Annotated in this window: 9 protein-coding genes and 2 pseudogenes; 6 read left to right on the top strand and 5 right to left on the bottom strand. The window is 63.5% G+C overall.

The features are described from left to right. Window positions 1-155: 155 nt before the first annotated feature. From H8B02_RS49320 to H8B02_RS38785, 5 genes and pseudogenes are all read right to left on the bottom strand, one after another. A pseudogene (locus H8B02_RS49320) lies at window positions 156-310 on the bottom strand (DUF3147 family protein); the annotation flags it as partial. A 162-nt stretch (window positions 311-472) separates the two neighbouring features. Continuing rightward, a complete protein-coding gene (locus H8B02_RS48260; RefSeq protein ID WP_283842303.1) occupies window positions 473-595 on the bottom strand; it encodes a hypothetical protein in 123 nt (40 codons plus the stop codon). 102 nt (window positions 596-697) lie between these two features. Continuing rightward, window positions 698-1408: a response regulator gene (locus H8B02_RS38795; protein ID WP_229171008.1), complete on the bottom strand. Its 711-nt coding sequence runs from the start codon at window positions 1406-1408 to the stop codon at window positions 698-700. Further along, window positions 1401-3029 carry a DUF4118 domain-containing protein gene (locus tag H8B02_RS38790; RefSeq protein WP_229171007.1) on the bottom strand — a complete coding sequence of 543 codons (1629 nt, stop codon included), beginning with the start codon at window positions 3027-3029 and terminating at the stop codon, window positions 1401-1403. Before H8B02_RS38790 ends, H8B02_RS38795 begins: the two co-directional genes overlap by 8 nt. A 350-nt stretch (window positions 3030-3379) precedes the next feature. Next, entirely contained in the window at window positions 3380-3985 is a 606-nt protein-coding gene (locus H8B02_RS38785; RefSeq protein WP_229171006.1) for a hypothetical protein, read from the bottom strand. Window positions 3986-4402: 417 nt separating this feature from the next. On the opposite strand from H8B02_RS38785, the gene H8B02_RS38780 reads away from it, so the two are divergent. From H8B02_RS38780 to H8B02_RS38755, 6 genes and pseudogenes are all read left to right on the top strand, one after another. Next, window positions 4403-6037, top strand: a complete 1635-nt coding sequence (locus H8B02_RS38780; protein ID WP_229171005.1) for an outer membrane beta-barrel protein — start codon at window positions 4403-4405, stop codon at window positions 6035-6037. Window positions 6038-6097: 60 nt separating this feature from the next. Continuing rightward, window positions 6098-6841, top strand: coding sequence for an outer membrane protein (locus H8B02_RS38775; RefSeq protein WP_229171004.1), 744 nt, complete (start codon window positions 6098-6100; stop codon window positions 6839-6841). A 51-nt stretch (window positions 6842-6892) separates the two neighbouring features. Further along, entirely contained in the window at window positions 6893-7063 is a 171-nt protein-coding gene (locus tag H8B02_RS38770) for a hypothetical protein (protein WP_229171003.1), read from the top strand. Window positions 7064-7407: 344 nt separating this feature from the next. Further along, window positions 7408-8628 carry an efflux RND transporter periplasmic adaptor subunit gene (locus H8B02_RS38765; RefSeq protein WP_229171002.1) on the top strand — a complete coding sequence of 407 codons (1221 nt, stop codon included), beginning with the start codon at window positions 7408-7410 and terminating at the stop codon, window positions 8626-8628. Between the two features lie 39 nt (window positions 8629-8667). After that, window positions 8668-11826 carry an efflux RND transporter permease subunit gene (locus H8B02_RS38760; RefSeq protein ID WP_229171001.1) on the top strand — a complete coding sequence of 1053 codons (3159 nt, stop codon included), beginning with the start codon at window positions 8668-8670 and terminating at the stop codon, window positions 11824-11826. Window positions 11827-11838: 12 nt separating this feature from the next. Next, window positions 11839-12066: pseudogene (locus tag H8B02_RS38755) on the top strand (TolC family outer membrane protein); the annotation flags it as partial.

Below are 12066 nucleotides of genomic sequence, written 5' to 3'. Positions count from 1 at the left end.
TTCGGCCTCTGGGCCGCAGCAGCGTTGAGCCGCTTGGAGTTGCGTGGGCACAGGGCTCCAGCGGGTTTGACCGCGCGTTTGAGGCCATGCCCGGCAGCCACATCGATTCGGTTGTCGACACAGAGGATGGAGAGTTTGCCCCGAACTTTCGGAGCGCTGCCATATTTGAAGAAGGCGAGGCCGAGCGTGGCAAGGGAACGGATGGCGCGGCGCCGAACAATCCCGCGAAACTCTTGGGTCGCAGTGCGTCGCCGACAACCGCAAACGGTGAAACCACAAGGCCGCCGATGGTGAAGCGCCAACGCGTAATCCACGACGCCTCCTTGCCGCTAGGATGTTGTCGGCATCAGCATGCGGGCGACCATGCCGACGATGCAAAGGGCCGTCGCAGCCGTGGATGTCCAGCCAAGCCAGTACAGCCAACCTTCGACCACAAGCTTGCCCACGACGTCACGGCGCAGCCGCAAGGGGACTAGACGCGATCCCGTGTCGCCCAGACGAACAGCACAAACGCGACGACCACGCCCACCACGATCAACATCCAGTCCTGGCCTTCGAACCCAAGGACGTGGAATGGCTGTATTAGAAATTGCACCGTGTGCCCCTTTTTAGGGCACAGTACGGTCCTTTGCGCCGGAATTATACTATTTGTGTATTTCTGTTCGAGCGAACGATCCTTGCCGTATTACAATGCCGCTCAATTCACCTCCGTCTCCAACCGGTTCTCGAGCCGATAGCCAACCCCCGATTCGGTGACCAGCAGGCGCGGTTGGTTGGGATCGGTCTCGATCTTCTGGCGCAGTTTGCGTACCAGGATACGCAGGTACTGAATGTTGTCCCGCTGATTGCCCGTCCATATCTCCTTAAGCAACTGGTCGTGCGTGACCACCAGACCGACATGCGTCGCAAGTACGTGAAGCAGCCGGTACTCCTTCCGCGTCAGCTTGATTCTGGCAGTATTGAGCTCGACGGTCCGGCTAACGAGATCGACGGAGAGCGGCCCGACCACAACGACGGGATTCTCCGTCGCGCCCTTGAAGTAGCGGCGCAAGGCGGCGTCGCTGCGCGCAAGCAATTCAGCCATGCCGAACGGCTTGACGACGTAGTCGTCCGCGCCTGCCTGCAGCAGGCGGACCTTTTCACCTTCGTCGGCTTCGACGGAGAGTACGATCACCGGGACGTTTGACCACGAGCGCAGCCGTTCCAGCGTTTCGCTGCCGTGCAGGTCGGGCAGAGCCAGGTCGAGAATCACGAGGTCGGGTGCGTTGAATGTCGCGATCTTCAGCCCCTCGGCGGCGTTCTCGGCCTCGGCCACGGAGAAGCCGTGGATCTCGAAGCCCGCGCGCAGGAAGCGCCGGATCTTGGGCTCGTCGTCGATCAGCAGGACGAGATTGCGCGAGTTACTCATCGTCGTAGGCCGCCAGTCCCCGGTCCGAGGTCTGCAACGCCGGTAGCAAGATCGATGCCGTCGTCCCTAGGCCCTGGCCGCGGCTCATCAATTCAACGCAACCGCCATGCGCCCTGATGAAGGTCGATGCGATCCAGAAGCCGAGTCCCGAGCCGGGGACGCTTGTCTGATGACGTGAGCTTCGGAACGACTTGCGGCCGAGCTGGAGCTGCTCGTCGGGCGTGACGCCGATCCCCTGGTCGATGATCGAGATCACGACGCGCCCGGACGCATGCCGGGTCTGCACGGAAATTGTCGACCCGGACGGAGAGTATTTGGCGGCGTTTTCCAACAGCTGGCCACAGGCCTCCTCGATCAGACCGGTATCGACATTGAGCAGCGGGAGGTCGTCGTCGAATCCGATCTTGATCCGGTGCGCCGCCAGCCGCCGCGCACGGGTCTTGAGCGCGGCGTTGACGATGTCGCGTGGGTCGGACCATTCGAGACGGGGCGTCAGCCCGCCAGCCGTCACGCGCGTCGCGTTCAGCAGATTGCGGATGTAGCCGTCGAGCCGGGCGACCTCGTCCGTGACAGCTTCGACCAGCGAGCCCAGCCGGTCGTCGGTAGCGACGGCCGGCATCGCGCTCATGACGCTGACCGATCCCTGAATGGCGGCGAGCGGCGAGCACAGCTCGTGCGAAAGCGTGCCGTGGAAGGCGTCCCGCAACAGTTCGGCCTGCAGATGCAGCCGGGCATCGTCCATCGCCTTGCCGATATCGAGCCGCTGCAGCGTCAGCGAGACCTCCTCGAGCACTGCCTCGATCCTTGCGGTTCGACTTCCGATCGCACCGCGCGTGCTGCGTCCGACATTGATGGCGATGACGCCGTGCACCACCGTGTTCGAGCCAATGGCGCGCAGCAGCCAGATGTCCTGCGTCGGCTCATCGACGACATTGCCCGCCGTCTTGGTGGCGGTGGCCGTCATGGCCGCGACAGCTTCTTGGACGGCGAGCGGGGTTAGCCCCGACTCCGGCAAGGATTCGAAATGCCCGTCGGCAGATGCGACGAACAGGGCCGCCCGCTGACCGAGTGTGCGCGACAAATAGTGGCTGATAGCGTCGATCAGATCGGAGATGGTGAAACAGGCGGCAAGTCGCTTCGAGAGTTCATAAAGGTGCTGGATTTCCCGCTCGCGACGCCGCAGCCGCTCGGTCTCCTGGCGCAGGCGCGAAGCCAGATTGCTACTCGCAAGTGCGACCACGAGGAAGACGAGGAGATCGATGGCCTCCTGCGGAGAGTCGACCCGAAGGCTGTAAAGCGGGGTGAAAAAGAAGAAGTCCGCCGCGGCGATCGCCATCAGCGACGCCAGCGTGCCCGACCAGACGCCCCAACGGGTCGCCGCAAAGATGATCGGGATCAGATAGGCGATCGGGACTAGATTTGCCGCAACCGGCTCCTCCAGCACGAACAGCACGGCCGTGACCGCGCCGATCAATCCGGTCGACCAGAGCAGAGGCAGGAGATCTTGCCGCATCACCGACGATGGTCGTTCGTCGGATTTCGATACGAATGGTAGCCCGGCTTCGCCCGGGCGCGCGCTAACGTCTGCGAGCCGTTGCAGCAGGGGCAGGGAACCAATCAAGGATTTCGCCTTCGTAGAGAAAGAAACCGGAAGATCCTCGCAATGGCCTCCCCGGCCAGCACGAAATCCACCCCGGCAACATCCGACAGAAACGTGGAGGTGTGGGGCTGCGCCGTCAAAACGGCCGGGGCCCGCAGACAAAATCCAACGTTCGACTGTCGGTTGCTGCCCCGATGCCGCTAACTACCAGCGATCGGAGCATCCTCCGGAATGAGGTAGAAAAGCTATGCTGTCCGAGGGCGCAGGAAATATAAAAGTAGTAGCCGTGGCCCGGCGTTCGTGGCCGGCCGCGGCGGATTGGACGGGGGCACACCGTGGCAGTGTCGCGACAACGGGGCGAGGCGGCGGCTTCAACGCTGGTGAAGCAGGGACGAGGCATCATCCGACTTCTGGAGTATCGCGCTGACATAACTGAGGGCCAACCGTTCCCCCGCAAGCTCCGGCTTCGAGGCCTGGTACAGGCCGGGCTCGCCGGTCTGGCTGGCCCGGGGCGGCGTCAATTTGCTGATCGCCGCCGAGCTGATGTATTTCGGCGGATAGAGATAGAAGTCCATCAGCGGGGTCAACGAGCAACCTGACTGCCGCTTCAGGATTGCGAGGGCCCGCGCACCGGCGTCGGGATAGAGCGCACTCCAGCCGGCAAAGCTGCTCGCCAAAATCTCCAGCGCCAGGATCGCGGTCGCGATTTCGACAAAGCCCTGGTTGGATTTCTTGGCGCTTCGGGAGGTCGACGCCTTCCGCAGCCATTGCCGGAGTTCGCGATGCCGTTCGATGAACGGCCCGAGCCGCGCACGCCACAGCATGTCGGGCAGGCACGCGTAGCCATGAACGTCGTGATAGCCCTCAATTAGATTGCGGCACTGGGCCGTGAGGTCGGCCGGCAGAAAGCCGAGATCGACGTCGTTGATCTCGTCGGCGACAGCGACGTCGTTCGCAAAATTCGTAACGTTCGCCACGACGCGCTGCGCTCCGTTGCACTCGATGCGAAAGATTCGCTCGATGCCGCTAGCTTAGCCAGGGGGCGCGTATAGCTTCGATCTCGATTGAGGGTGATCTGCATAGCAATAAAATAGCGCGCAGATCGGATGCCGGCCGAGCTATGGCGGAAATGACACAGAGTTTTGGAAATCTATCGCAATGCAACGAGCGAATGTCGCAAAACGTCAAGATTTCCGCCGGGTCCTTGAGCAGGTACGCGAGCAATTGATGCTTCTGCGAGCAAACGACGCGGCGACGAATGTTTCGGATATTTTATCTTAATGAAAGCGCGGGGAGACCCGTATCGCCTTTTTCTCAACGCCCCACGAATGATGACGCAGACGTTACACGCGACAGCGCTCGAAGCGTCCGTAGCAATATCTTGGGGCAAAATCATGAAGAGACTGTTTTTGGCCGGCGTATCGTTGGCGGCGGTGAGCCTGTTCAACGCGGCTCATGCAGCCGACGCCAATCTGCCGTTGTTGAAGGCGCCCGCCGCCGCGTGCGATCCTTACAAAAATTATTCGTGCCTCGACGGTTATCTCGGCAGCGACTTCTTCTCTCGCTTCGTCAATTACTACCGGCTCGAGTGGGGCCACGACGCCGCTCCGTCGGATCCGAAAGCGCCGCCGTCCCGCCGCGACGGTTGGCCGACGACCCCACAGAGCACACCGCCAATGCCGTTCACGGAATGGCCGTATGGCGGCTCGACCAGCATCGGCGTGACGAGGCCGAGCTCGATTGACAGTCCCTTGATGACCGCGCTTGGCACCACGCCTGCCGGACAGTGGATGAACGATGCGCACATCCAGGTCTATGGCTGGATCAATGCCGGCGGCAATCTGAGCTCCAACACGGTTCGCGGCGGCAATGCGCCGGCCGCGTACGACTACAACCCGAACACGGTTCAGCTCGATCAGGCCGTCGTCTATATCGAGCGCCTGCCCGACACGGTCCAGAAGGATCACGTCGACTGGGGTTTCCGTCTCGCGCCGATCTACGGCGAGAACTATCGCTACACGACGGCCTATGGTCTCTGGAGCAACCAGCTGCTGCAACAGAACAAGAATTACGGCTACGACCTGCCGATGGCCTACGGCGAAGTCTTTATTCCGCAGATCGCGGAAGGCCTTCTGCTGCGGTTCGGCCGCTTCATCTCGATCCCCGACATCGAGGCGCAGCTCGCGCCCAACAACTACATGTATACGCACTCGATGACGTATACGTTCGACAATTACACCAACACCGGCCTGCAGGGCACGCTGGCGGTGAACAAGAACTGGATGCTGCAGCTCGGCGTGACGGTCGGCAGCGACACCCTGCCGTGGAATGCAGGCGCCAGGCTCCCCAACCTGTCCCCCAATCCCCTGTTTCCGGGCGCCACCTTCCTGAAGGATCCCGGTGCGACCCCGAGCGTGACGGGCGGCGTCCGCTGGACCAGCGATTCGGGCAACGACAGCGTCTATGTGGTGGCCGATGCGATCAACAGCGGCACGTGGGGCTACAACAACCTGCAATGGTACGGTCTGACCGCGTATCACAAGTTCAACGACCAGTGGCACATCTCGTTCGAGACCTACAATCTGCATCAAAACAATGTGCTGAACGCCAACAATCCGGCCGCATTGGCCGCCTTTGCCGCGGGCGGTACGCCGTTCTCGCCGCAGTACGTGGCGTTCAACGCGCCCGGACTCGCGCAGTGCGCCAGCACGACGGTGTTCGCCTGCACGGCGTCGGTGCAGACCTATCTCGCCTACCTGAACTACAAGGCGTCGCCGCTCGACAACATCTCGTATCGCATCGAGTTCTACGACGACAAGCAGGGTCAGCGTACCGGCGTGAAGACGCGTTACGTCGAGACCGGCATCGGCTGGCAGCACTGGTTCTCGCCGCAGATCGAGATCCGGCCCGAGGTCTCCTACTACAGGTCGCTGGATGCGAATGCGTTCAACGGCAATTCCAATCTCGGCATCGCCCCGACCAAGAATTTCGCTCTGATCGGTTCGGCCGACATCATCATTCACTTCTGATCCGCAGGTGGCGCCACGAGGAGATCGCGTGGCGTCCCATCAGAAACCAGGAGATTCACAATGAAGCACGTTCTCTTCACCACCGCAGCGCTCGGAGCGCTGCTGCTCGCCTCTCCGGTAAGAAGCGCTGACCTGCCCCTCTACACCAAGGCACCGGCGATCGCGGCGCCGGAATACGACTGGTCCGGCTTCTATGTCGGCGTATTCGGCGGCGGGGGGTACGGCAACCACAATCTCAACAACGCACTCGGGCCGGCCGGCTTTGCCAACTACACCATCAACTATTCCTCCACTGGAGGTATCGCCGGCGGCGAGATCGGCTACAACGTCCAGAGCGGGAGCATCGTGGTCGGCGTGGAAGCCGACGGCTTCTGGTCCGGCATCAAGGGCAGCGATGTCGACCAGTTCAACGCCGGCTCCCTGCCGATCGGCTCGGTCGATGCGACCACTCTCCGCGACGGCTTCACCCTCCGGGCGCGCGGCGGCATCGCGGTCGACCGGTTGCTGCTGTTCTTCACCGGCGGCTGGGCCTATGGCGAGCTCCAGCACACCAACACCGATCCAGTGTTCGGTGTCGATCAGTTCGGCGCCAACAGGAGCGGCCTGACGGCGGGGGGCGGCATCGCCTATGCGCTCACCGGCAACCTGATCGGCAAGTTCGAGTATCGCTACTACGACTTCGGCCGATACGAGCGCGCGGCGCCGCTGAATGGCCAGATTCCCTACACGGTCGACAACACGTTTTCGGTCGTGACGGTTGGTCTCGACTACAAGTTCGGCGGTCCGGTGGTCGCGAAGTACTGATCGGCGGCACGACGCGGCGCGGCTGCAGGCGCAGCCGGAAGGGAGGACGGGGTGATGAACTCGACACTGAAACGCGTGCTGTTGCGTGTCGTCGCGGTCGCGGGCGTGTGCGCCGCGGCCGCCGGCTGCGCCAGCGATGTGGCGGCGCCTGCGGGGGACGGTCCGGTCCCCCACATGCGCTATTACGGCGGCCCGAAATCGCCGATGTGGCAAGGCCAGTAGGTATCCGATGCGTGCGCGTCGCTTTCATACAGCAGGACGTTCCGGCACCAGGTTGATGGTTCATCTTGGGGTACTGCTGTTGATTGGCTCCTGCGGAGATGCGTCGGCGAAATCGGCCCGTCGGCATTGGTATGCCGCAGGCCGCATTCGCAGACGATGCTCGCAGCCTGGTTTCCGGCGCCGACGCAGCAACCGCTTCGGCTTGGACCGATGCGTTACACGGCGGTCCGAAGTCGCCGATGTGGCGCGCGCCGGCCGAGAATTGACGGCGGCAAATCGCCGGGTTGGCCCGATGGACGGGCGTGGCACACGCGTGATCGCGGCGGTGCGGCTTTGAGATGATGATGATTTCGAACTGGACTCGACGGTCTGCCATGCTGCTCGGCGCGGTTGCGCTGGGAGCTGCAGGATTGTTTGGCGCAAGCCGGATGCTGGTCCCGCATGCCAAATCAACCGAGACGTCGAGCCAGGCGAGAGCCAAATTGCCGCGCTATGTGCCGACCGCCGCCGAATGGGCGACGCTGTCGATCGAGCCGGTATCGGACCATGTCTTCCGCGCCGAGCACATCACCGAGGGCAAGATCGCGGTCAACGAGGAGAGCTCGACCCCGGTGTTCTCGCCCCATGCCGGTCGCGTCACCAAGCTGCTGGTCAAGCCGAGCGACTCGGTCGAGCGCGGCCAGGCCCTGTTCGTCGTCGAAGCTACCGACAGCGTCCAGGCGCTGAACGATTTCGTTGCGGCGCTCAGCACTCTCAACACGGCGCGTTCGAAGCTCAAGCTGGCCGAGATCGTGGAGAAGCGGGCCGGCGATCTCTATGCCGGCAAGGCCGTCCCGCTGAAGGATTGGCAGCAGTCGCAGGCCGACCTGACCGGCGCGCAGAACGACCTACGTTCGGCCGAGACCGGGCTGGAAGCGACCCACAACCGGCTGCGGATCCTTGGCCGCTCGGAGGACCAGATCGCGACGTTCGAGCAGACCCGGCAGATCAGCGCCGACACGCCGATCTATTCGCCGATCGGTGGCACCGTCGTGCAGCGCAAGGTCGGTCCCGGCCAGTTCATCAGCACCGGCGCCAGCGATCCGGTGTTCGTGATCGGCGATCTCTCGACCGTCTGGCTGACAGCGTTTGTCCGCGAGAGCGAGGCGGCTGACGTCGCCGTCGGGCAGGAGATCACCTTCTCGGTCCTGGCGCTGCCCGGCAAGCAGTTCAAGGCCAGGCTCGACTATGTTGCGGCGGCGATCGATCCGGCGACACGCAGGCTCCTGGTGCGCGCCACCCTCGACAACAAGGACGGCCAGCTCAAGCCCGAGATGTTCGCCAGTGTCACGATCTACAGCGAGGGCGCCCGCCCTTCGATCGGCATACCCAGGCAGGCGTTGATATATGAAGGCGAACACGTGCGCCTGTGGGTCGCGCGCGACGACAAGTCGATCGAGCTGCGCGAGATCGAGCCGGGTCTCACCAACGGAAACCTGGTCGAGGTCCGCGGCAATCTGAAGGCTGGCGAGCAGGTCGTGACCCGCGGCAGCCTGTTCATCGATCGGGCGGCGTCAGGCAGTTGATCCAGTCATCCGTCCTCGTAAAAATGAAGATATGATCGCATGGATCGCCTCGTAGCTTTCGCAGTCAGCCGCCGCTATCTGATGGTGGGCCTGTTTGCCGCCGTCCTGATCGGCGGGCTGGTTGCGTTCCAGCAACTGAACATCGAGGCCTATCCTGATCCGACCCCGCCGATGGTCGATATTGTCACGCAAAGCCCCGGCCTGTCGGCCGAGGAGATCGAGCGCTACATCACGATCCCGCTGGAGGCCCAGGTCGCGGGCCTCAGGAATCTGAAGGTGATCAGGACGATCTCTCTCTATGGCCTGTCGGACGTCAAGCTGCAGTTCTCGTTCGATTACACCTATGACCAGGCCCAGCAGCAGGTGCTGAACCGGTTGTCCCAGCTGGCGCCGCTGCTCAACAATGCCCAGCCGCAGATCTCGCCGCTCAGCCCGATCGGCGAGATCTATCGCTACCGTCTGGTCGGGCCGCCGAATTATTCGGTGCTGAACCTGAAGACGTTGCAGGACTGGGTGCTGCAGCGCCGCTTCCGCACCGTGCCCGGCGTGATCGACGTGACCGGCTGGGGCGGCAAGACCAAGACCTACGAGCTCGAGGTCGACTTCAACAAGCTGGTCGCTAACGGCCTGACGCTGCCGCAGCTGTTGCAGGCCGTCAGCAACGCAAATGTCAATGTCGGTGGCAACACCGTCGACATCGGGCCGCAGTCCGCGGTGGTGCGCGGCGTCGGTCTGATCCGCTCGATCGACGGGCTCGCCAGCACCATGGTGTCCGGCAGCGGCAGCACGCCCGTCCTCGTCAGGGACGTCGCGACCGTCACGGTCGGCGAGCAGCCGCGGCTCGGGATCGCCGGCCAAAACGAGGCCGACGACATCGTCCAGGGCATCGTGCTGATGCGGCGTGGCGAACAGAGTTCGCCGACGATCTCCCGGGTCGAGCAGCTGGTCAGTCAGATCAACAATTCGTCGATCCTGCCGCCGGGCGTGCGGATCGAGCGCATCTATGATCGCAAGGACCTGATCGAGACCACCACGCATACCGTGCTGGAGAACATGGTGGTCGGCATCGCGTTGATCGTGTTCCTGCAATGGGTCTTTCTCGGCGATCTCCGCAGCGCGTTCATCGTCGGCGCGACGATACCGTTCGCGCTGTTCTTCGCGGTCGGCATCCTGGTGCTGCGCGGCGAATCGGCCAATCTGCTGTCGGTCGGCGCGATCGACTTCGGCCTGATCGTCGACGCTACCGTCATCATGGTGGAGGCGATTTTCCGGCGGTTGTCGCACACGGTACGCCTGTCCGCGCAGGAGCAGGCGACTATCTCCGCGAGCACGATCGCGGACATGAAGCATCATGCGATCCTGACCGCGTCCGCCGACGTGTCGCGCTCGATCTTCTTCGCCGCCGCCATCATCATTGCGGCGTTCCTGCCGCTGTTCACGCTGAGCGGCGTCGAAGGCAACATCTTCGGTCCGATGGCGCGTACCTATGCCTATGCGCTGGCCGGCGGCCTGCTTGCCACCTTCACGGTGACGCCGGCGCTGAGCGCGATCATCCTGCCGGCGCATGTCGAGGAGACCGAAACCTTCGTGATGCGTTTGCTGCATCGGCTTTACTTGCCGGTCTTGGCGCGTTCGCTGGCGCATCGCCGCGTAGTGCTGGCGGCAGGCGCCGGGCTGATCCTGATGACAGCGATAGCGGTCCGGCTGCTCGGGCTCGAATTCCTGCCGAAGCTCGAGGAGGGCAATCTCTGGATCCGTGCGACCCTGCCGCCGACGATTTCGCTGCAGGAGGGAAATGCCTACGTCAACGAGATGCGCAAGCTGATCGAGCAGCGACCGGAAGTCGAGTCCGTGGTCTCGCAGCATGGCCGGCCCGATGACGGCACCGACGCCGCGGGCTTCTTCAACGCCGAGTTCTTCGCGCCGCTGAAGCCGGCCAAGGAATGGCCGGATCGCGAAGATAAGGATGCATTGACCGCCAAGCTGCTCGCCGACCTGCAGGAGCGCTTTCCCGGCGTCGAGTTCAACTTCTCGCAATACCTCCAGGACAACGTCTCGGAGGCGGTATCGGGCGTCAAGGGCGAGAACTCGATCAAGCTGTACGGCAACGATCTGCAGGCGTTGACCGACACGGCCAACAAGATCAAGTCGGTGCTGTCGACGGTACAGGGTGTCACCGATCTTGCGGTGTTCACCTCGCTTGGCCAGCCCACCGTGCAGATCGATATCGATCGGGCGCGGGCGGCACGCTACGGGCTGTCGCCGGGGGACATCAACACCACGATCAGGACCGCGATCGGCGGCGATAGCGCCGGCGACCTATACGAGCCCGGCAGCGACCGCCACTTCCCGATCATCGTCCGCCTGGCGCCGCAGTACCGGCGCAGCGCCGAGGCGATCCGGAATCTGCGCATTGGCGCCCAGGGCCCGAACGGCATCACCCAGGTGCCGCTCAGCGAGGTCGCGACCGTCAAGCTGGTGTCGGGTGCGGCCTATATCTACCGCGAACAGCAGGAGCGCTATCTGCCGATCAAGTTCTCGGTCCGCGAGCGCGATCTCGGCAGTGCGATCCAGGAGGCGCAGGACAAGGTCGCAGCGCAGGTCCAGCTGCCGCCCGGCTCCCATGTCGAATGGGTCGGCGAGTTCGGCAATCTACAGGATGCGATCAAACGCCTCTCCATCGTGGTGCCGATCAGCCTCGCGCTGATCGCGATGCTGATCTGGCTCAATTTCGGCTCGCTGATCGATACCGCGCTCACCATGAGCGTGATTCCGATGGCCGTGTTCGGCGGCATTCTCGGGCTTCTGCTGACCGGAATCCCGTTCAGCGTCTCGGCGGCGATCGGATTCATCGCGCTGTTCGGCATCTCGGTGATGGACGGCATCATCATTCTCTCGCAGTACAACCAGCTGATCGACGAGGGCATGGAGCGCGGTGCGGCGATCCTGCGCACCGGCGAGCTGCAACTCCGTCCGGTGCTGATGACCTGTGTCGTCGCGGGGATCGGCCTGTTGCCGGCCGCGGTGTCGTCGGGAATTGGCTCGCAGGTGCAGAAGCCGCTGGCGATCGTGGTGGTCGCCGGCATGACGCTTGCGCCACTCGTGATCCTGATCACCCTGCCGGCGCTGATTTCGATGTTCTCGCGGCGGACCCGGCCGGGTCTCGCGCCGACGCGCCAGCTTGCGCCGGCGGAATGATGGACCGCAACGATGCGTGACCGAGCGAGGCGTCAAAGCGGTTCAGGGGCGGGGTGCCGATGGCCTCGCAGGGCGATCATTGTGCTTGCCGCACTGGTGGCGCAGGCCGCGCCGTCGACGGCCGAGACGCTGGCGGAGGCCCTGGTGCTCGCCTACCAGGCCAACCCACAGATCAATGCCGAACGCGCGCGCCAGCGCGGCACCGACGAAAATTTGCCGCAGGCGCTGGCCGGTTATCGG

Origin of the sequence: Bradyrhizobium altum, assembly GCF_020889705.1 — a bacterium.
Taxonomy (GTDB): Bacteria; Pseudomonadota; Alphaproteobacteria; order Rhizobiales; family Xanthobacteraceae; genus Bradyrhizobium; species Bradyrhizobium altum.
The sequence above is the reverse complement of the archived record's forward strand: the minus strand, read 5'-3'. Positions and strand labels throughout refer to the sequence as shown.

Bases quoted from the DNA above. Each gene is read 5' to 3' on its own strand.
- H8B02_RS38795 (WP_229171008.1), bottom strand. From the start codon at position 1,408: ATGAGTAACTCGCGCAATCTCGTCCTGCTGATCGACGACGAGCCCAAG.
- H8B02_RS38780 (WP_229171005.1), top strand. From the start codon at position 4,403: ATGAAGAGACTGTTTTTGGCCGGCGTATCGTTGGCGGCGGTGAGCCTG.
- H8B02_RS38775 (WP_229171004.1), top strand. From the start codon at position 6,098: ATGAAGCACGTTCTCTTCACCACCGCAGCGCTCGGAGCGCTGCTGCTC.
- H8B02_RS38765 (WP_229171002.1), top strand. From the start codon at position 7,408: ATGATTTCGAACTGGACTCGACGGTCTGCCATGCTGCTCGGCGCGGTT.
- H8B02_RS38760 (WP_229171001.1), top strand. From the start codon at position 8,668: ATGGATCGCCTCGTAGCTTTCGCAGTCAGCCGCCGCTATCTGATGGTG.